Consider the following 19041-nt stretch of genomic DNA (forward strand, 5'->3'; position numbering starts at 1 on the left):
CGTCAGGGCGCCGCGGCGGCCGGCGAGGCCGCCTCCGCCAGATAGGCGCGCCAGCCGCCGAAGCCGGTGATGTCGCGCGCACCCTCGACGGCGACCGGCTCGCAGAGGAAGCCCTTGACCTGGCTGCCGTCCTCCAGGCTCAGCGTGCCGATGCCGAGCGGCTGCGGGACGGTCCGCATGAAGGCGCCGAAGGCGGACTCGGGCAGCGCCCAGACCTCGATCTCGATCGCCCCGCCCTGCTCGCTACGCACCAGGCCGGGCTTGAACGGCGGCCCGCCCGGCAGCGCGTAGAGCCTGTAGCAGGGTGCCGTGCGCGTGCGGCTGAGGAAGCGCGCGCCGAGCCGCGTCAGGTCGCCGTTCAGCGGCAGGCCGGTCATGTGCGCGCCGACCACGGCGAGCGCGATCTCGTCCTCCGCGGCCACCGCTGCCGGCGGCTCGGCCGGCGACAGCGGCCAGCCGGTCGCGCCGCCCGTGACGCCCGCCGTGACGCCGGCCTCGGCGTGCAGGCGCGCGGCCAGCCCGGCGGCCAGGTGGTCCCGGCCGGCCCTGGCCAGCAGGGTCAGGCTGCCCGGCCGGCCGTCGGCGCGCGGGGCGATCGGCACGGCGATGCCGCAGAGGTCGAGCAGGTTGACGAAGTTGGTGTAGGTGCCGAGCCGGCTGTTCGGGCCGATCGGGTCGGCCGCCAGCTCGGCCAGGCTGCAGAAGCCCGGGATCGTCGGCACGCAGAGCAGGTCCAGGCCGTCGAGCAGCGGCTCGATGCGGCGCTTCAGCCCGGCGAGGCGGTAGCTGGCGCGGAAGGTGTCGGCCGCCGAGAAGCCCTCGGCCTTGGCGATCACCTGCCGGGTCACGGGATGCAGGGCCTCCGGATCGCTCTGCAGCAGCGGTTCGACGACGGTGTAGCGCTCGGCGACCCAGGGTCCGTCGTAGAGCAGCGCCGCGACCTCGTAGAAAGGCTCGAAATCGAGCTCGACGAGCTCGCCGCCGAGGGCCGCGATGCGCTCCAGGCCGGCGGCGAAGCTCCCGGCCTGGACCGCGTCGCCGAAGAAGCGGCGGCTGGCCGGCGCCGGCACGCCGACGCGGAAGCGTCCGGCCGGCGCCGCCGGACCGCGCAGCGGCAGGCGGCGCGACCAGGGATCGGCGGGGTCGTAGCCGGCGGCGACGGCCAGCGCCCGCCAGGCGTCCTCGACGGTCAGCGCGAAGAGCGAGACCGTGTCGAGGCTGCGGCAGGCCGGCACGACGCCGCCGTTCGAGATCAGGCCGAGGCTCGGCTTCAGGCCGACGATGTTGTTGAGCGCCGCCGGCACGCGCCCCGAGCCGGCGGTGTCGGTGCCGAGCGCGAAGGTCACCAGGCCCTGCGCCACGGCGACCGCCGAGCCGGAGCTGGAGCCGCCCGGCGCCATCGCCGGGTCGAGGGCGTTGAGCGGCGGCGGAAAGGGCGAGCGCACGCCGACCAGGCCGGTCGCGAACTGGTCGAGGTTGGTCTTGCCGATGGCGAGCGCGCCGGCCCGGCGCAGCCGCGCGACGCAGAAGGCGTCCGCCGCGGGCTCGTAGGCATAGGCCGGGCAGGCCGCCGTCGTCGGCGCGCCGGCGAGGTCGATGTTGTCCTTGATCGCGAAGGGCACGCCCCAGAGCGGCAGCCCGCCCGCCGCCTGGAACGGCGGCAGGGCCGCCGCCTCGGCCAGCAGCTCGGCTTCGGGCCTGAGGTGGATGAAGATGCCCGGGTCGCCGAGCGCCTCGATGCGCCGGTAGACGGCGGCGACCACCTCGGCCGGCGAGACGCCGGCGGCATAGGCCGCGCGCAGGGAAGCGAGGTTCAGGGGAAGATCCGGCATGGTCGGGCTCATGGCAGTGCAGACTAGAGGGGAACGGCCCGCGGCGGCAGGCCCCGCGACCCGGCCTCGCCGCTCGGCGGCCGGGGCGCGGCCTCGAGCAGGCTGCGGGTGTAGTCGGAGGCGGGCGCCCCCATGACCTGCTCGGCCGGGCCCTGCTCGACGACCTCGCCGCCGCGCATCACGACGATGCGGTCGCAAAGCAGCCGCACGACCTGCAGGTCGTGGCTGACGAAGAGGTAGCTCATGCCGAGCCGCGCCTTGAGGTCGACCAGCAGGTTCAGCACGACCGCCTGGATCGAGACGTCGAGTGCCGCCGTCGGCTCGTCGAGGATCAACAGCTTCGGCTCCAGGGCAATCGCCCGGGCGATGCCGACGCGCGCCTTCTGGCCGCCGGACAGCTGGTGCGGGAAGCGGTCGAGCAGCTCGCCGGGCAGGCCGACCAGCTCGGCCAGCTCCTCGACGCAGGCGCGCCGCGCCCTGCGGTCGAGCCGCCCGAGCCGGGCCAGCGGATCGGCGATCGAGGCGCGTGCGCTCCAGCGCGGGTTGAGGCTGTCGGTCGCGTCCTGGAAGACCAGCTGCAGCTGGGCCCGGCGCGGGTCGCGGGCGAAGCGCCGGGCCGGCGTCTCGGCGAGGTCCTGGCCGTCGAACAGGATCGCGCCGGAGGTCGGGTCGAGCAGGCGCATGATCATCGCCGAGGTCGTCGACTTGCCGCAGCCGGACTCGCCGACCAGCCCGACGCTCTCGGACTGGCGGATCTCGAAGGAGACCCGCTTGACCGCCTGGACCGGGCCGTCGCCGGTCTCGAAGGTCTTGGTCAGGTTGACGACCTCGAGCAGCGGCCGGCTGCCGATCCGCGGCGGCGGCGCCGGGGTGCGTGCCTCCGGCGGCAGCAGCTCGCGCACGCCGACGCCCTGGCGCGGCGTCGCCGCGACCAGCTTCTGCGTGTAGGGGTGCTGCGGCCGGGCGAAGATCTCGGCGGCCGCGCCCTCCTCGACCAGCTCGCCGCGGCGCATCACCGCGACCCGGTCGCTGTAGGCGGCGGCCAGGCCCAGGTCGTGGGTGATCAGGATCGCCGAGAGGCCGCGCTCGGCGATCAGCTCGGCGACCAGGTCCATGACCGCCTTCTGGGTCGTGACGTCGAGGCCGGTCGTCGGCTCGTCGGCGATCAGCAGCTTCGGGTCGCAGGCCAGCGCCAGGGCGATGACGACGCGCTGGCACATGCCGCCGGACAGCTCGAAGGGATAGGCGTGGTAGCGCCTGCCCGCCTCGCGGATGCGCACCGCCTCCATCGCCTCGATCGCCCTGGCCCTGGCGTTCAGGCGGGTCGCCCGGCCGTGACGCAGCAGCACGTCCTCGATCTGCCGCCCGACCTTGCGGATCGGGTTCAGGGCGGCGCGCGGGTTCTGGAAGATCATCGAGATCTCGCGGCCCCGGATGTCGGCCATCTCGCGCTCGCCGGCGCGCCTCAGGTCGACCCCGCCGTAGGTCAGCTCGCCGGCCTTGATCGTGCCGCCGGCGTCGAGGATGCGCATCAGGGCGTAGGAGGTCACCGACTTGCCGGAGCCGGACTCGCCGACGATGGCGAGGGTCTCGCCGCGCGCCACCGAGAGGCTGACGCCCCTGACTGCCTCGACCGTGCCGCGTCGGGTGCGGAAGGAGACGGCGAGGTCGCGGATGTCGAGCAGCGCCACGGCGCCCCCTCCCCTCTTTTTCAGGTGCGCAGGCGCGGGTCGACCATGTCGCGCAGACCGTCGCCCAGCAGGTTGAAGGTGAAGACCGCGAGCATCAGCGCCGCGCCGGGGAAGACCGCCATCCACCACTCGCCCGAGACGATGTAGTTGGCGCCCTCGGCGACCATGATGCCCCACTCGGCGGTCGGCGGCCGGACGCCGAGGCCGATGAAGGAGAGCCCGGCGGCGTTGAGGATCGCCCAGCCGAGGTTGAGCGAGACCTGCACCATCATCGGTGGCAGGGCGTTGGGGAAGATGTGCAGGGCCAGCACCCGCCAGTCGGCGTTGCCCGACAGCCTGGCGGCCAGCGCGAAGCCGGCCTCGCGGCGGATGTTGACCTCGGCGCGCACCAGGCGGGCGTAGAACGGCACGTTGATGATCGCCGTCGCGTAGACGACGTTCTCGACGGTGTTGCCGAGCGCCGAGACGATGCCCATGGCCAGCACGAACAGCGGGAAGGCCATGATGGTGTCGAGCATCCGGCTGGTCAGCCGGTCGGTCCAGCCGCCCCAGTAGCCGGCCGCCGCCCCCAGCACCGAGCCCATGACGAAGGACAGCGCGACGGCCGAGACCGAGATCGCGAGGTCGAGGCGGCTGGCGACCAGGACCCGGCTGAAGACGTCGCGACCCAGGTTGTCGGTGCCGAACCAGTGGCTCCAGCTCGGCGGCTGCAGCGCCGCCGGCGCATCCGAGGCGTAGGGATCGTAGGGTGCGATCGCCGGGCCGAAGAGGGCGGCGACCAGCAGCAGCGCCAGCAGCAGGAAGGCGATCAGGGTCAGCGGGTTGGAGCGCAGGACGTAGGCGACGTGGCGCAGCGCGCTCGGGCGCGGCGCCGGGCGGTCGACGGCGAGGTCGGTCATCGCTTCTCGAACCCGATGCGCGGATCGACCAGCGTGTAGGCGATGTCGATCGCGAGGTTGAGCGCCACGAAGAGCAGCGCCATGGCGAGCACGAAGCCCTGCACCGCCGCGTAGTCGGAGACGACCAGCGCGTCGACGGCGTAGGAGCCGATGCCGGGCCAGGCGAAGACCTTCTCGACCAGCACGTTGGCGCCGAGGCTGAAGGAGAAGACCATGCCGAGGGTGGTCAGCACCGGCAGCAGCGCGTTCTGGAAGGCGTAGCGGTAGACGACGGTGCGCCCGGTCAGCCCGGCCGCCCTGGCCGTGCGCACGTAGTCGGAGGAGAGCGCCTGCAGCATCGAGGCGCGGGTGATCCGCGAGATCGGCGCCAGGGTGAAGAGGCCCAGGGTGATGGCCGGCAGGATGATCTGGCGCAGCGCGCCCAGCCAGGTCTCCCAGTCGCCGGCCAGGGCCGCGTCGATCAGGAAGAAGCCGGTGACCCGCTCCGGCTCCAGGTAGAGGAAGTCGAGCCGGCCGATCGGCGTCGGCGCCAGGCCGAGCAGGTAGTAGAAGAGATAGATCAGCGCGAGGCCCGTGAAGAAGGTCGGCAGCGAGACGCCGGCGGTGACCAGCACCCGGCAGAGATGGTCGACCCAGGAGCCGGGCCGGGTCGCCGCCAGCACGCCGAGCGGCACCGCCACCGAGCAGGACAGCAGCAGCGCCAGCAGGGTCAGCTCCAGCGAGGCCGGCAGGCGCCGCGCCAGCTCGACCGCGACCGGCTGCCCGGTCGAGATCGACTGGCCGAGGTCGCCGTGCAGCAGCTGCCCGACGTAGAGGATGAACTGCTCCGGCAGCGGCTTGTCCAGGCCGAGGGCGGCGCGCACCTCGGCGATCGAGTTCTGGTCGGCCGAGGGGCCGGCGAAATAGACGGCCGGGTCGCCCGGCAGGGCCCGGGTCAGCAGGAAGGTGACGATCACCACCCCGACGACCACAGGCAGGGCCTGCGCGATCCGCGAGAGGATCGTCTTCGGGCGCCCGGCCATGCCCGTCAGCTCCGCTTTAGGCCCCGGACGTCGGGCACGCGATGGAACCAGTACTCGTAGCCGCTGACGCCGTTGGTGCCGACGTTGAGCGCCGGCTGCCACAGCGGGATGCGCGGCAGGTCGTCGATCGCGATCTCGAAGAGACGCTTGATCTTGGGCGCGTAGGCGGGGTTCGAGGTCTGCATGTCGAGCGTCTCGCCGACCAGCGTCTCGATCTCCGGGTTGTCGTAGTTCGAGGAGTTGAACAGGTGCCCCTTCTCGTAGGTCCAGTAGAAGTAGTAGCAGGGGTAGTTCAGCCAGCCGCCGAAGTTCTCCAGGTGCAGCGGCAGGCGCTTCTCGACCAGCGAGGCGGTGCGCCAGTTGGCGCCCGGGATCTTGTCGATCGTCGTCTTGATGCCGATCTTGGCCAGGCTCTCCTGGATCAGCAGGGCCGTCGGCTCCATCCAGTCGATGCCGAGGCTGATCGAGAAGGGCACCTCGAAGCCGCTGGCGAAGCCGCTCTTGGCCATATGCTCCTTGGCCTTGTCGAGGTCGGTGTCGTAGGGGAAGGGCCGCGGCCAGGCGATCGAATCGATCTCCGGCTTGCCGCCCCACATCGGCGTGCCCTGGCCGTAGGCCGCGGTCTCGAAGATCGCCTGGTAGGGGATCGCGCAGGCCACGGCCTTGCGCACGTTCGAATCCCGGAAGGGCTCGAACTTGTAGTTCAGGCCGACGCAGTTGATGCAGTTCTCGATCGGCGTCGAGGAGACCTGGACCTTGCCCGACCTGGCGAGCTCCTGGGCGTCCTTGTCGGGCATGCCGAAGGACACCTGGACGTCGCCGCGCTCCAGCAGGGCGCGCCGGTTCGAGGGGTTCGGGACCTCGCGGATGATGACCCGCTTGAGCCCCGGCAGCGGCCCGCCGGCCCAGTCGTCGTTGCGCTCGTAGACCAGCTGCTGGCCCGGATCCCAGCGCACCACCTTGAAGGCGCCCGAGCCGGCCGTCGTCTTGTGCAGGTAGTCCATCGCCCAGGGATCCTTGGCCGTGGCATGGGCCTTGGCGAGCTTCGAGTTGATGACGAAGGGCACCGGCACGGCGAGGTCCGGCAGGGTCAGCTTCGAGGGCCGCAGCAGGTGCAGCTTGAAGGTCTTCTCGTCGACCGCCTCGAACTGCTCGGGCTTCTCCAGCAGGCCGGCCTTCATCTGGACGGTCGGGAAGCCGCCGACGGTCACGGCGCGCTCGAAGGACCAGCGCACGTCCTCGGCGGTCACCGGCGTGCCGTCCCAGAACCTGGCCGCGGGCTTGAGGTGGAAGGTGATCGAGTCCTCGGCGATGTCCCAGCTCTCGGCCAGCTCCGGCACGATCTGCGAGTAGTCGTAGGACAGGCTGCCGTCGGGCAGCGTCTTGGTGCCGAAGGAGACCAGGCGGTCGTAGCAGTTGACCGCGACCTCGTAGCTCGGCCGGTTGGTGCCGGTCCGGTGCAGGTCCAGGCTGTTGATCGTGCCGCCGATCACCACCACGGCCGTATCGGAGGCGCCGGCCTGCACCGGCAGGACCTTGAGGAACGGCAGCAGGCCGGCGCCGGCGGCGGCCGCGCCCGTCATGCCGAGGAAGCCGCGCCGCGTCGTGCCGGAGCCCGCGTCGCCGCGTCGAGTGCCTTGCGTCATCCCGCTCTACCCCTCTGTTCGCGGCCGCCGCCGGAGATGCGGGCGGCCTGTTCTGGGCTCGACGCTAGGGAGGGCGACTGTTTCCGTCTTCTGCTATTGTCGAACCCTTCCGGTGAAAAAAATGCACCGGTCGTGAAAGAGGCCTTTGCCATGAGGCACTTGCTGACCTACCGCTACATCGATGCCATCTCGAAAGCCGGCTCGATCCGGCAGGCGGCCGAGGCGCTGAACATCACGCCCTCGGCGCTGAACCGGCGGGTCCAGGCCTTCGAGGAGGAGCTGGGCACGCCGGTCTTCGAGCGGCTGCCGCGCGGCGTCCGGCTCAACACCGTGGGCGAGCTGCTGATCCAGCACATCCGCAGCCAGATCTCCGACATCGAGCGGCTGAAGTCGAAGATCGCCGACCTGGAGGGCATCCGGCGCGGCCACGTGCCGATCGCCTGCAGCCAGGCGCTGCTGCCCTATTTCCTGCCGCGCCAGATCACCGCCTACCGGACCGAGCATCCGGCGGTGACCTTCTCGGTGCTGCCGCGCGACCGGACCGCCGCCGAGCAGGCGCTGCTCGACTACAGCTGCGACCTCGCCCTGGTCTTCGAGCCGGTGCGGCTCGCCGAGTTCCAGACCCTGGCCGTGGTCCGCCAGCCGGTCCATGCGGTGATGGCGCCGGACCATCCGCTGGCCGAGCGCGAGAGCCTGCGGCTGCGCGACTGCCTGCGCCATCCGCTCTGCCTGCCGACCGCGCCCTACGGCGTGCGCCAGCTGCTCGAGCAGGCGGCCGCGGCCAAGGGCCAGGCGCTGACCCCGCTGGTCCAGTCCGATTCCTTCGAGTTCCTGCGCCACTACGCCCGGGCCGAGCGCATCCTGGCCTTCCACATCCCGATCGGCCTGGAGCCGCCGCGCCACCCCGAGGACCTGGTCAGCCGGCCGATCGACGAGCGCGACGTGCCGGCCGGCCTGCTGCTGCTCGGCCAGCTGCGCCACCGCGCCCTGCCCGTCGCCTCGGCACGCTTCGCCGACCGGCTGCTGACCGCCTTCCAGGCCGAGTTCGAGGCCGCCTGACGGACCGGCTGGGGAAGCGGCCGGCCGGAGGCTCAGGCCGGAAAGCCCGTCGCCTTGGCGCCGTTGAAGTGGACCGTGCCGAGGCCGGAGACGTCGTAGCCGCCGTACTCGGCGACGCGCGCCTTGAAGGGCTCGGTGCGGCAGAAGGCGAGCAGCGCCTGCATCGGCGGCTCGAACCAGGCCCAGCGGTCGACCAGCAGGTCGAAGCGCTCGCGCACCAGCGGCACGAAGGCGAGGCGGAACTGCCTGGCCAGGGCGGCGATGCCGAAGGCGGCGTCGGCCTTGCCGTCGTAGACCGCCAGCACCGCCTCGGTCTCGGTGCGCATCGGCGGCAGGGGCGACAGAGCCTCCAGCGACAGGCCCTCGCGCGCCAGCAGCTGCAGCAGCAGGGTCTGGCTGCCGGCACCGGTCTGGCGCGGCGCCAGGCGCAGGCCCTTGAGGTCGCTCAGCGCGTGGACCCGCTCGGCGATCTCCGGCGAGACCGCCAGGCCGCGCTCGCGCCAAGCCCATTCCATCAGGATCACCGGCTCGCCGGCGAAGCGCCGGCGCACCGCCTCGACGTTCCAGCCGTCGCCCTCGGCGGCGGCATCGGCCGACGGCAGATGCAGGCCGGTCGCCAGCCCCTCGCCGCGGGCGAAGCGCTCGAGCCCGTCCTGGCTGCCGTCGAACCAGGCCGCGAGGCCGGAGCGCGACTCGCGCAACGCCCATTCGAGCAGCGGATCGTGGCTGCCCAGCACGACCTTCGGCCGCACGCTGGCCGGCTCGGCGACCTGGCCGGAGCTCTTGCGCGCCAGCCAGGCATCGACGGCACGGCGCGGGAACAGCAGCTTGCCCATGGCCCGCGAGCAGGGCAACTCGCCCGAGGACGCGAGCTCGTAGACCTTGCGCTCGCGGATCCGCAGCAGCGTCGCAAGCTCCTTCGCGGTCAGATACTCGCTTTCCACCGGCACCCTGCCACCTGCGCTCGGAGCGCGGCGCCGCCGCGACCCGGGACTGCAGAACTCGACGCTCCAGAGGGTCCAGAGATACCGCCTGGGTGCGGCCTGTCAATCGCCCGGGCTGCAGACGCGCAGAAACCCGCCCGGCAACAGGCGCCGCCGGACGGGTCCCGATCCCCCAAAGACCGGCAGGACGGCGAGCGCCCGGCCGGTCCACGCGCCCTAGCTGGCGCCGCCCTTGTAGGCGCTGCCCCAGCCCCAGGCGCCCGAGCCGAAGCCGCGGGCGACGACGCGCTCGCGGTAGATCGCCGACACCATGTCGCCGTCACCGGCCAGCAGCGCCTTGGTCGAGCACATCTCCGCGCAGATCGGCAGCTTGCCCTCGGCCAGGCGGTTGCGGCCGTACTTCTCGAATTCGGCGGCCGAGTTGTCCTTCTCCGGACCGCCGCCGCAGAAGGTGCACTTGTCCATCTTGCCGCGGGTGCCGAAGTTGCCGGCCTGCGGGTACTGCGGCGCCCCGAAGGGGCAGGCGTAGAAGCAGTAGCCGCAGCCGATGCACAGGTCCTTGGAGTGCAGGACCACGCCCTCCTCGGTCTGGTAGAAGCAGTCGACCGGGCAGACCGCCATGCAGGGCGCGTCGGAGCAGTGCATGCAGGCCACCGAGATCGAGCGCTGCCCCGGCTTGCCGTCGTTGATGGTGACCACCCGGCGCCGGTTGATCCCCCAGGGGATCTCGTTCTCGTTCTTGCAGGCCGTGACGCAGGCGTTGCAGTTGATGCAACGGTCGGCGTCACAGAGGAACTTCATCCTGGCCATCGTTCAGCTCCCCCTCAGGCTGCCCGGATACGACAGATCGAGACCTTGTTTTCCTGGATGTTGGTCACGGAGTCGTAGCCGTAGGTCATGATGATGTTGCCGGACTCGCCCATCACGTAGGGGCCGGTGCCGTCCGGGTACTTGCCGGACAGGTCCTTGCCCTGGAAGTGGCCGCCGAAGTGGTAGGGCACCCAGACGTTGCCCCGGGCGACCGTCTCGCTGACCCGGGCCTTGACCTTGATCGAGCCGCCCTCCGGGCTCTCGACGAAGACCATGTCGCCGTCCTTGATGCCGATGTTGTTGGCATCGCGCGGATTGATCTGGGCGAACATGTTCTGCTGCAGCTCGGCCAGCCAGATGTTGGCGAAGGACTTGGCGCCGCCGCCCTCCTGCTCGACCAGGCAGCCGGAGCTGAGCACCAGCGGGAACTCCTTGGAGAAGTCCTGCTTCTGGATCGAGGCGTACTTGATCGGCAGGCGGTACATCCGCGTGTCCTCGTAGGTCGGGTAGTCGGCCACGAGGTCGCGCCGCGGCGTGTAGAGCGGCTCGCGGTGCACCGGGATCGGATCCGGGAAGCCCCAGACCACGCAGCGGGCCTTGGCGTTGCCGAAGGGCGCGCAGCCGTGCTTGACCGCGACCCGCTGGATGCCGCCCGACAGGTCGGTCTTCCAGTTGGTCTTGTCGCCGGCCACCTTCTCGATCGCCGCCCGCTCGGCGTCGGTCAGGTCCTTGTCCCAGCCGAGCTTCTTCAGCATGGCCATGGTGAACTCGGGATAGCCGTCCTTGATCTCCGAGCCGAGCGGATAGGTCGAGCCCTCGACGCCGCCCTCGGCCAGCAGGTTGCCGCCGCCCCACTCCTTCGGCGCCTCGACGCCGAAGCGGGCGCGGAAGCCGAGGCCGCCCTGCGAGACCTCCTTCGAGGGATCGTAGAGGTTCGGCGTGCCGGGATGCTTCATCTCCGGCGTGCCCCAGCAGGGCCAGGGCAGGCCGTAGTACTCGCCGTCGCAGGGGCCGCCGTTGGCCCGCAGCGTCGTCTTGTCGAAGGTCTGCTGGTTCTGCATGTGCAGCCGCAGGCGCTCGGGCGACTGGCCGGTGTAGCCGATCGTCCAGAGGCCGCGGTTCATCTCGCGCAGGATGTCGTCGATGAACGGCTCGCTGCCGTTGACCTTGATGTTCTTGAACAGCTTGTCGGCATAGCCGAACTTCTGCGCGAAGAGGTACATGATCTCGTGGTCGGGCTTCGACTCGAAGATCGGCTCGACGACCTTCTCGCGCCACTGCAGCGAGCGGTTCGAGGCCGTGACCGAGCCGGTCGTCTCGAACTGGCTGGCCGCCGGCAGCATGTACACGCCGTCGGTGCGGTCGTTGATGATCGCCGACAGCGGCACGTAGGGGTCGACCAGGACCAGCAGCTCCAGCTTGTCGAAGGCCTTCCAGTGCTCGGGCAGCCGGGTCAGCGAGTTGACCGAGTGGCCCCAGAAGACCATGGCCCTCAGGTTGTCCGGCTGGTCGATGTCCTTCTTGTCCTGGAGCACCAGCTCGTACCAGCGCGACACCGGCGTGCCGGCCGTCTCCATCAGCTTCTGGTCGGCGAACTGGCCCTTCAGCCACTCGTAGTCGACGTCCCAGACCCGCGACCAGTGCTTCCAGGCGCCGGTCGAGAGGCCGTAGTAGCCGGGCAGGGTGTGGCAGAGCACGCCCATGTCGGTGGCACCCTGCACGTTGTCGTGGCCGCGGAAGATGTTGGTGCCGCCGCCTTCCTTGCCGACGTTGCCGAGCGCCAGCTGCAGGATCGGCATGGCCCGGGTGTTGCTGCTGCCGATGGTGTGCTGGGTCATGCCCAGGGTCCAGGTCAGGCAGACCGGCTTGCTGGTGACCAGCGTGCGGGCGACGCGGCGCAGCTGCGAGCCGGGCACGCCGCTGACGCGCTCGACCTCCTCGGGCGTCCAGCGCCGGACCTCCTCGCGGATGTGGTCCATGCCCCAGACGCGCTGGCGGATGTACTCCTTGTCCTCCCACTCGTTCTCGAAGATGTGCCAGAGGATGCCCCAGATCACCGCGATGTCGGTGCCGGGCCGCGACTGCACGTGCTCGGTGGCGTGGGCCGCCGTGCGGGTGAAGCGCGGGTCGACGACGATGAAGGCGGCGTTGTTCTGCTCCTTGGCCTTCAGGATGTGCAGCATCGAGACCGGGTGCGCCTCGGCGGGGTTGCCGCCGAAGGTGATGATCGCCCTCGAGTTGTGCATGTCCGGGAAGGAGTTGGTCATCGCGCCGTAGCCCCAGGTGTTCGCGACGCCCGCGACCGTGCTGGAGTGGCAGATGCGCGCCTGGTGGTCGGTGTTGTTCGAGCCCCAGAAGGCGGCGTACTTGCGGAACAGGTAGGCCTGCTCGTTGCTGTGCTTGGCCGAGCCGAGCCAGTAGACCGAGTCGGGACCGGACTCCTTGCGGATCTTCATCATCTGGTCGCCGATCTCGCCGATCGCCTGGTCCCAGGAGACCCGCTGCCACTTGCCGCCGACCAGCTTCATCGGATAGCGCAGGCGGCGCACCGAGTTGGTCTCGTCGCGCACCGCGGCACCCTTGGCGCAGTAGCCGCCGTTGTTGATCGGGCTGTCGAAGGCCGGCGCCTGGCGGATCCAGACGCCGTCCTGGACCTCGGCCTTGATGGCGCAGCCGACCGCGCAGAAGGTGCAGACGCTGTTCTTGACCTGGACCGGCGAGCCGCTCTCGGCCGGCGCCTTGGTCTCGGCCGAGGAGCGCACGCCCATCAGCGGCACCGAGGCGACGCCGAGGCCGGCGGCCGCCAGGCCCGAGCGCCTGAGGAAGGTCCGGCGGTCGATCGTGCCGCTCGCGAGATTGGCGATTACCGGTGCGAACCGCGTGCCGCGGGCCGTGCCGTCGCTGCGCTTCCTGAGCATCTCTGTCTCTCCCTTTCCCAGCGGGCCGCGGCCTAGAAGCGCGCGAGCTTGTAGTAGGTCTCGATGTGCGGGGTGACGCGGTAGCCCGTCGTCTCGCCGTCGGCTGCGCCCGGCGCGGCCGCGGCCGCGCCGGCGGCGAGGGCGCCGGCCGCTCCGGCGACGCCGGCGAGGGCCCCGAGGCCGGCGAGCTTCGCCAGTCCCCGCCTGCTGACCGGATGCAGACTGCTCCTGCTCACTTCCTTGGCGGACATGGATCTCTCCTCTCGGGGCGGCACCGGACGGACCCGGCGCCACGACGCGTCGATGGGAGGATCGGACAGGGGATGGAGATGCGCGGATCCGGATCGCCGGCCGACGGAGCAGCGAAAGACAGAATCGCTGGTCGGGCCCAAGGCCCGCGCGGCGTAACCCGATTGCCCGCTTGTCGCGTCGGCATGAGGCCGCTTCGACCCCCTTTTTTCCGAGTCTCGGCTTTTACCGCCGATTTCCTCCCTGCCCGCAGACTATCGGAAAGGTCGCAGGGTTTCTACATGAAACGACACAAAACGCAGAACACCGGTGGAACCGCAGCGGAATGCAGGACGCTCGCCGGACCTCAGCCTTCCAGGCCGAAGGCCTCGGTCTCGAGCGCGAGGAAGCACTCGCCCAGCCTGCCGACCGCAGCGTAGAAGCCGCCGGCCGGGGCCACCGACCGCAGGTCCGCGAAGAAGCGCGGCGCCCAGCCTTGCAGGTGACGCCGGAAGAAGGCGGCCTGGCTCGCGACCGCGGCCGGGCCCTCGCCGAAGGCACCGAGGATCAGCCCGGCCATCATCTCGCAGAGCAGCGCGATGTGGTCCTCCGGCTCGCCGACCGCGCCGCTGCGCGCGATGCCCAGGCGCGCCATGTCCTCGCGGAGCGCGAGCAGCGCCTTGCCGTACTGCCGGCCGGCCAGATACCAGGAGGCGTAGGGCCGCAGCTCCTTCTGGTCGAGCCGGACGAACAGCGCCTGGTATTCCTCGGCGACCGCCTCGGGATCGAGGCCGCGGGCACGCTCGCCGAGGGCCGCGACCGCGGCGGCGATGCTCTCCGCTTCCCCGGCGGCGCCCTCGGGCTCCGGCGCCAGGGCGCGGGCGACACGCAGCCGCTCCCCGTCCGGCGGCCCGATCAGCAGCAGCCCGATCAGCTGGTAGCCCTGGGCGCGCGCCAGCTCCTCCGGCTCCAGGTCCTGCCAGGCCGCCGCCGCCTCGGTCCCTTCGGGCACCGGCCCGGCGCTCATGCCTCCTCGCCTTCCGGACGCGGAACCGCTCGCTCGGACGGCGCCTCCCCGGCCTCGTCCGGCGGGCCGCCGGCGTCGTTCGCGGCGACCGCGGCGCGATCGGAGGCCGGCGCCTCGGCGTCCGCCCGGGGCGCCTCAGGCGGACGCTCGGGCGGCGGGCCCGACCGCTCCTCTCGGCTCATCAGGAACTCGCCGACGCGCTTCAGCGGGTCGGTCTTGTCGTAGTCGAGGTCGTAGTCGTTGAGGCCGTCGATGTTGGCCAGCACCGGGCTCGACGACCAGAGCTTGCGCAGCGCCAGGCGCTGCAGCTCCTCGGGCACGCCCTGGCGCAGGAACGGGGTGAAGTCCGATTCGTAGCCGAGGCTCTCGACGTCGGGCAGGGTCGAGAGGTCGACCTCCTCCTCGACCGCGTCCGGCGCGACGGGCTCCGCCGCCATGGGCGCGTCAGTCTCCGCCGGATCCCCGGCCGGCGGCTCGACCGACGCCTCCGCCGCCGTCGCGGGCCGCTCCTCGGTCGCCTCCCGGCGCTTCAGGCGCGACCAGCGCGCCAGGGCGCCTTCCCGCCGCGGTCCGTCCTGCTGCTCGGCCATGGCCCTGATCCTCCCCGGGTCGCGTGCGACGCCTGCCGCAACCCTGCATTTTGTTCAGAACCTTGCATATTTTCCGGAAACAGGCAAAGTCGAAGGCCCTGCCCGGCGCCTTCCGTGCCCTGGCGGGGCCCGTTCCCGAGGCGGCCCCCGCCTCGGGGAGATGCCTCCGGCAGGCGGACCAGCAGCGAGGTGCAGCGGATGTCCGATCACCAGGGCGGAGCGATCCGGGAGGAGCCGATGGCCGGCGAGAGCGAGGGCCTGCTGGCCGCCGAGCCCGCGGCGCGACGCGACGGACCGGCCAGCCGCGCCTGTTCGGTGCCCGCCCTCGGCCGCATCGCCGAGCCGCGCCGGCACGCCCGCGCGGCCGACCGGCCGGTCGAATGGCTGATCGCCGAGGAGGTGCCGGTCGCGATGGTCTACAACGGCCGCTCGCGCATGGTCATGATGGCCTCGCCGGCCGACCTCGAGGACTTCGGCATCGGCTTCTCGGTGACCGAGGAGATCATCACCCGGGCCGAGGACATCGAGGCGATCGAGGTGGTCAGCCACGACGACGGCTTCGCCATCGAGATGACCGTCGACATGGAGCGGGTCGCGAAGTGGCGGCTGAAGCGCCGCGGCATCACCGGCCGCACCGGCTGCGGCCTGTGCGGCGTCTCGACCCTGCGCGACGCGGTGCGCAAGCCACACCGGATCGAGGCCCCGCTGGCGGTCGGCCGCGCCGCCGCCGAGCGGGCGCTCGCCGCCCTGCCCGACTGGCAGCCGATGAACAGCGAGAACCGCTCGGTCCATGCCGCCGCCTGGTGCTCGCCGGACGGCGAGATCCTGGAGGCGCGCGAGGACGTCGGCCGCCACAACGCCCTCGACAAGCTGATCGGCAGCCTGCTGCGCAGCGGCCGCGATCCCTCGGCGGGCTTCGTCGCGCTGTCGAGCCGCTGCAGCTTCGAGCTGGTCCAGAAGGCGGCCGCCGTCGGCGTGCCCTACCTGGTGACTATCTCGGCACCGACCGTGATGGCGCTGTCGCTGGCCGAGGCCGCCGGCATGCGCCTCGCCGCCCGCGCGCCCGACGGCATCATCGAGTTCGACGGCGTCGCCCAGCGGAACTGAGCCTCCGTCCTTTCCGGAGATCGCGTCCAGGCGAACGGCCGGACCCTGCTCACCGGAAGCTCAGGCCTCGCAAGGTCAGGTAGTGCTCGTCACCGCAGTTCGAGAACATTCCGACCCGCAGATATCGCGCGGTGGCGGGTCCTGGAAGCGCGACGGTCCGCCACTGCTCCGAAGGCCGCCAACACGCCAGATCGCCCCGATAGACGTCGTGCCAGCTTCCGTCTTCGAGGCGCACCTCAATCACTATAGATCTCGGGGCACGACCCGGAAGACCGAGCTGCGGCAGAAACAGGATCCGGCCTATCGTCCGGACGCGGCCGAAATCGACGTCGAGCGACTGCGGATAGCCAACGGGCAACCGGGCATGCCAAGCCGGGCTCCTGGCCAGGAGAATTCCCCCGGGCCCGAGCCCGTCTATCTGGGACGAAGCGGTAATCCTGGCGCACCCGATGTCATAGACGCGGTAGCTCTTGCCCTGGAGCGCCGCCTTGTTCAGCCGGAAGGACTTCTCCGGCCACAGCACGTCGATGGCGAAGGCCGGCCCCGACCAGCCGTGGCCTTCCCTGAAATAGAACTGGCCGAACCACGGCAAGCTCTGATTGGCGGCGCAATCGTCCGCTATGCGGAAGTAGGCGTCCGGATGGCGCCCCGCGCCGCGAAGCCAATGCTCGACGGCGTCGGCGAGCGCCAGTCGCGGCGCCGAATAGCCATAGCGATAGAAGGTGGCGAGGCTTTGCGTCTTATAGGCGTTGCACAGCACCAGAATCGCCAGCAGGCCGTAGCTCGCCATCCTGCCGGCGGCCAGCAGGCGGTCCGTTCCGTGAAATGCGCCGGCGCGCGCCCGACCGGCGAGCGTCCTGGAGACCCCACTCCCGTCGAGAAACGCCAGGGCGATGCCGACAGCGATGATCAGTCCCGCGATGTAAGTGTAGTATATATTACCACCCAGGACATGGGATATGCCGCGCGGCACCGCGCGGCCGAACGCGATGACAAAAGAGTAGAGTCCCAGATAAACCAGAGAATAGAGACCTAGAAGAATCGGACTTTTCGCGACCGCGACAAGGCGACTCCGGCTCCGATACGCCAGCCCCGCCAGCAGCGCGACCAAGCCGACGGCCAAGATCAGATTGCAGAAAAATGCCACTCCCGAGAAATGAAAGCCGGTGAAAGAGGCCCGCGACAGGGCCTGAACATCGTAGGCAAAGGGGACCATCAGAGCCCCAAGCCAGAATGCGATCTGGAGGAGGGCGTACCATGCCGCCAGCACCAGGGCCCATGGCATCGGCGGCCCTCCCGCCGACGCGGCGCCGTGCACCCCCCTCAGATAGAGATCCGCGATGCTGAGAAGCGGGTACAGCAGCGTCAGGGCGAAGAACGCGAGACACAATGTCGCGTCGATGGACGAGGTACCTGCCGGGCGACGGCGCCTACCGCACAGCAGCCTCCACAGAAACAGGGCACAGAGCAGAAAGCTCAGCACAGCCCCTAGCTCGTAACAGAACTCCGACAGCCCGACCAGGAGGACGCCCAGCCACGCCAAGGCCCTGCTGCCGGATACCTCAGAGCGGATCAGGCAGAGAATTGCCAGAACGGCGAAAGCCGAGAAACTCAGGTATCCGGAAATATGGCTCCATAGCACGAGCTCGGCCGACAGGTACGAGCAGCCGAAGAGGGCGGCGATCAGGAACGGATAGAGCGTCCTTTTGAGCGAGCCCGTCCTCAGCAGCGCATAGAGTCCTAGAACGGCGACGCTGTGAATAAGCAGGCTGGCCAGCTGCCACAGGAAGGCGTCGTATCGAAATAAATAGTAGAACAAGCCAAGCTGCAGAAAGAGAAGCGGCCGATAGAGGAGCGCATCCCCGACGCCGATCCGATTCCACGATGGCGATGCCGCAATGATATCCCAGAAGCTGTGATACTGACCTATCTTGTGAAGGTAGATCAGCTGGTCAGCTCTCGGGAATCCGCCCCAAAGGCCGTTCCAGAAGGTGAACCAGACAACCCCGAGCAGAAGCGCCGCTTGGAAGACGGCACAGAGCCGACCGGCTGGCAGACCTTCGCGTGCTGCCGCCTGCCGGACAAGAAGGGCGCCGAGTCGCCGGGCCATGACAAAGCCGTGGATCAAGGTGTCGGATTTCGCGCTGATCGGGTCCGCCGAGGCCAATAGAACACAGCATCCCGGACAATCGACTTCAGCAGTATGAGAGCGCTCTTGTATTTTCCCAGAACGCCCGGATGAGCGCGACTTCCTTGCACGCCGATCCGGGGCGGCTCCGGGGATGAGATCTCCGTAATCTTCAGGCCATACCTCGCTCCCCGGGTCAGCAGCATGATCTCAGAGTGCTCGTTCCTGTGGCGGTCGATCCCGAGTTCGTAGAGGTGCGATTTCCTGAAGGCCTTGTACATGCCAATGCCGTCGGTATAGCGCGTGTCGAACAGGAGATTTATCAGTGCCGTGAAGATCCTGTTCGCGGCTCGGGACAGCACGTCGTCGTCTTCCGACCTTGCGGGACCCCGGTATCGAGAAGCGACGACGATGTCGTATCCGTCGGCCATCTTGTCGATCAGGCGTGGAATATCTTCGGGAATTGAATTCCCGTCCGGCGAGAACGGGATGATGACCTCTCCCCTGGCCAGCTCGAACGCCTCCCAAAACGCCGCCTTGATGCCCCTCGTCTGCTGCTCGACGACCTCGAAGCCGGCAGAGCGCAAGAACTCCCTGGAGCCATCCGTGGAGTTCCCGTCGAGGATCAGGATTTCGTCGCACCAGTCCCTCTTGATCCTCGGCATGACGATTTTGAGCGCGTCGATCTCATTGCGCACCGGCACGAACAACGTGACGCTCGGCTTTGCCTTCGGGCCCGTCATGATCCGTGACGCCCGAAGCCGATCATGAGCCGGCGCCTGGCTTCATCCCTGTCGGCGTGTCGCCGAGAACCTTCGAAGCGAATCTGAGCGCCACGAGAAACGACAGCCAACCGCCGAGCGTGGCTCCTATCGTCGAATAGGGTCCGCCGAGCACGCCGCCCCAGAAGTAGCCGGCGGCCAGATTGAGAGGAAGTGACGGCAGCGCGGCGACCACCGACGCCGCGTAGATCGAGAGGAAGAGCAACACCGCCCCGAGCGGATGGTGGTCCTTGTATTGCTCGATGGTGGCTGGGCTCAGTGCGCCGGAGCGATAGTGGCTCACGATAAGCGCCATGACGGCCGCAAATGCCCACAGGACAAGGAGGCGCCGCAAGCCGATGTGACGCTTCAGCATGTG

16 protein-coding genes are annotated in these 19041 nt (G+C 70.0%); 2 read left to right on the plus strand and 14 right to left on the minus strand.

Going from position 1 to position 19041, the window contains the following annotated elements; translation table 11 throughout:
- Nucleotides 1–2: 2 nt before the first annotated feature.
- Genes atzF through B9O00_RS21010 form a run of 5 tightly spaced genes read right to left on the minus strand, consistent with a single transcriptional unit; the run spans nucleotide 3 to nucleotide 7090 of the window.
- The gene (gene atzF, locus B9O00_RS20990) at nucleotides 3–1832 is read right to left on the minus strand and encodes an allophanate hydrolase (RefSeq protein WP_085124689.1); all 1830 of its coding nucleotides are present in this window, start codon (nucleotides 1830–1832) and stop codon (nucleotides 3–5) included.
- Nucleotides 1833–1855: 23 nt separating this feature from the next.
- A complete protein-coding gene (locus B9O00_RS20995; RefSeq protein WP_322111210.1) occupies nucleotides 1856–3523 on the minus strand; it encodes a dipeptide ABC transporter ATP-binding protein in 1668 nt (555 codons plus the stop codon).
- A gap of 20 nt (nucleotides 3524–3543) precedes the next feature.
- Nucleotides 3544–4422, minus strand: coding sequence for an ABC transporter permease (locus B9O00_RS21000; protein ID WP_085124690.1), 879 nt, complete (start codon nucleotides 4420–4422; stop codon nucleotides 3544–3546).
- On the minus strand, nucleotides 4419–5444 hold the full coding sequence (locus B9O00_RS21005) for an ABC transporter permease (RefSeq protein WP_085124691.1): 1026 nt from the start codon (nucleotides 5442–5444) through the stop codon (nucleotides 4419–4421). Before B9O00_RS21005 ends, B9O00_RS21000 begins: the two co-directional genes overlap by 4 nt.
- A 5-nt stretch (nucleotides 5445–5449) precedes the next feature.
- On the minus strand, nucleotides 5450–7090 hold the full coding sequence (locus B9O00_RS21010) for an ABC transporter substrate-binding protein (RefSeq protein WP_085124692.1): 1641 nt from the start codon (nucleotides 7088–7090) through the stop codon (nucleotides 5450–5452).
- A 150-nt stretch (nucleotides 7091–7240) separates the two neighbouring features.
- Here B9O00_RS21010 and B9O00_RS21015 point away from each other — a divergent pair, with 150 nt between their 5' ends.
- Nucleotides 7241–8149 carry a LysR family transcriptional regulator gene (locus B9O00_RS21015; RefSeq protein ID WP_085124693.1) on the plus strand — a complete coding sequence of 303 codons (909 nt, stop codon included), beginning with the start codon at nucleotides 7241–7243 and terminating at the stop codon, nucleotides 8147–8149.
- 32 nt (nucleotides 8150–8181) lie between these two features.
- Here the strand turns inward: B9O00_RS21015 and B9O00_RS21020 are convergent, their stop codons facing one another.
- The 6 genes from B9O00_RS21020 to B9O00_RS21045 form a co-directional block, all read right to left on the minus strand.
- Nucleotides 8182–9093, minus strand: coding sequence for a substrate-binding domain-containing protein (locus tag B9O00_RS21020; RefSeq protein ID WP_085124694.1), 912 nt, complete (start codon nucleotides 9091–9093; stop codon nucleotides 8182–8184).
- A 216-nt stretch (nucleotides 9094–9309) separates the two neighbouring features.
- Nucleotides 9310–9903 (minus strand): formate dehydrogenase FDH3 subunit beta, encoded by a 594-nt coding sequence (gene fdh3B / locus B9O00_RS21025; RefSeq protein WP_085124695.1) that lies wholly within the window; start codon nucleotides 9901–9903, stop codon nucleotides 9310–9312.
- A 14-nt stretch (nucleotides 9904–9917) separates the two neighbouring features.
- Nucleotides 9918–12821 carry a molybdopterin-dependent oxidoreductase gene (locus tag B9O00_RS21030; RefSeq protein WP_085124696.1) on the minus strand — a complete coding sequence of 968 codons (2904 nt, stop codon included), beginning with the start codon at nucleotides 12819–12821 and terminating at the stop codon, nucleotides 9918–9920.
- A 32-nt stretch (nucleotides 12822–12853) separates the two neighbouring features.
- A complete protein-coding gene (locus B9O00_RS33130; RefSeq protein ID WP_085124697.1) occupies nucleotides 12854–13072 on the minus strand; it encodes a hypothetical protein in 219 nt (72 codons plus the stop codon).
- Between the two features lie 344 nt (nucleotides 13073–13416).
- Nucleotides 13417–14076: a TorD/DmsD family molecular chaperone gene (locus B9O00_RS21040; RefSeq protein WP_085124698.1), complete on the minus strand. Its 660-nt coding sequence runs from the start codon at nucleotides 14074–14076 to the stop codon at nucleotides 13417–13419.
- The gene (locus tag B9O00_RS21045) at nucleotides 14073–14666 is read right to left on the minus strand and encodes a DUF3306 domain-containing protein (RefSeq protein ID WP_085124699.1); all 594 of its coding nucleotides are present in this window, start codon (nucleotides 14664–14666) and stop codon (nucleotides 14073–14075) included. The genes B9O00_RS21040 and B9O00_RS21045 overlap by 4 nt, the downstream gene beginning before the upstream one ends.
- 198 nt (nucleotides 14667–14864) lie before the next feature.
- Here B9O00_RS21045 and fdhD point away from each other — a divergent pair, with 198 nt between their 5' ends.
- Entirely contained in the window at nucleotides 14865–15773 is a 909-nt protein-coding gene (gene fdhD / locus B9O00_RS21050; protein ID WP_218822903.1) for a formate dehydrogenase accessory sulfurtransferase FdhD, read from the plus strand.
- A 49-nt stretch (nucleotides 15774–15822) separates the two neighbouring features.
- Here the strand turns inward: fdhD and B9O00_RS21055 are convergent, their stop codons facing one another.
- The 3 genes from B9O00_RS21055 to B9O00_RS21065 are packed head-to-tail and all read right to left on the minus strand — an operon-like array spanning nucleotide 15823 to nucleotide 19038.
- On the minus strand, nucleotides 15823–17940 hold the full coding sequence (locus tag B9O00_RS21055; protein WP_085124700.1) for a discoidin domain-containing protein: 2118 nt from the start codon (nucleotides 17938–17940) through the stop codon (nucleotides 15823–15825).
- Nucleotides 17898–18644, minus strand: a complete 747-nt coding sequence (locus B9O00_RS21060) for a glycosyltransferase family 2 protein (RefSeq protein WP_085124701.1) — start codon at nucleotides 18642–18644, stop codon at nucleotides 17898–17900. The genes B9O00_RS21055 and B9O00_RS21060 overlap by 43 nt, the downstream gene beginning before the upstream one ends.
- 22 nt (nucleotides 18645–18666) lie before the next feature.
- Nucleotides 18667–19038, minus strand: coding sequence for a TVP38/TMEM64 family protein (locus B9O00_RS21065; RefSeq protein WP_085124702.1), 372 nt, complete (start codon nucleotides 19036–19038; stop codon nucleotides 18667–18669).
- Nucleotides 19039–19041: the final 3 nt, after the last annotated feature.

This window comes from Tistlia consotensis USBA 355, from assembly GCF_900177295.1.
In the GTDB taxonomy this organism is placed as follows: domain Bacteria; phylum Pseudomonadota; class Alphaproteobacteria; order Kiloniellales; family DSM-21159; genus Tistlia; species Tistlia consotensis.

Bases quoted from the DNA above. Each gene is read 5' to 3' on its own strand.
- atzF (WP_085124689.1), bottom strand. From the start codon at position 1,832: ATGCCGGATCTTCCCCTGAACCTCGCTTCCCTGCGCGCGGCCTATGCC.
- B9O00_RS21000 (WP_085124690.1), bottom strand. From the start codon at position 4,422: ATGACCGACCTCGCCGTCGACCGCCCGGCGCCGCGCCCGAGCGCGCTG.
- B9O00_RS21005 (WP_085124691.1), bottom strand. From the start codon at position 5,444: ATGGCCGGGCGCCCGAAGACGATCCTCTCGCGGATCGCGCAGGCCCTG.
- B9O00_RS21010 (WP_085124692.1), bottom strand. From the start codon at position 7,090: ATGACGCAAGGCACTCGACGCGGCGACGCGGGCTCCGGCACGACGCGG.
- B9O00_RS21015 (WP_085124693.1), top strand. From the start codon at position 7,241: ATGAGGCACTTGCTGACCTACCGCTACATCGATGCCATCTCGAAAGCC.
- fdh3B (WP_085124695.1), bottom strand. From the start codon at position 9,903: ATGGCCAGGATGAAGTTCCTCTGTGACGCCGACCGTTGCATCAACTGC.
- B9O00_RS21030 (WP_085124696.1), bottom strand. From the start codon at position 12,821: ATGCTCAGGAAGCGCAGCGACGGCACGGCCCGCGGCACGCGGTTCGCA.
- B9O00_RS33130 (WP_085124697.1), bottom strand. From the start codon at position 13,072: ATGTCCGCCAAGGAAGTGAGCAGGAGCAGTCTGCATCCGGTCAGCAGG.
- B9O00_RS21040 (WP_085124698.1), bottom strand. From the start codon at position 14,076: ATGAGCGCCGGGCCGGTGCCCGAAGGGACCGAGGCGGCGGCGGCCTGG.
- B9O00_RS21045 (WP_085124699.1), bottom strand. From the start codon at position 14,666: ATGGCCGAGCAGCAGGACGGACCGCGGCGGGAAGGCGCCCTGGCGCGC.
- fdhD (WP_218822903.1), top strand. From the start codon at position 14,865: ATGTCCGATCACCAGGGCGGAGCGATCCGGGAGGAGCCGATGGCCGGC.
- B9O00_RS21060 (WP_085124701.1), bottom strand. From the start codon at position 18,644: ATGACGGGCCCGAAGGCAAAGCCGAGCGTCACGTTGTTCGTGCCGGTG.
- B9O00_RS21065 (WP_085124702.1), bottom strand. From the start codon at position 19,038: ATGCTGAAGCGTCACATCGGCTTGCGGCGCCTCCTTGTCCTGTGGGCA.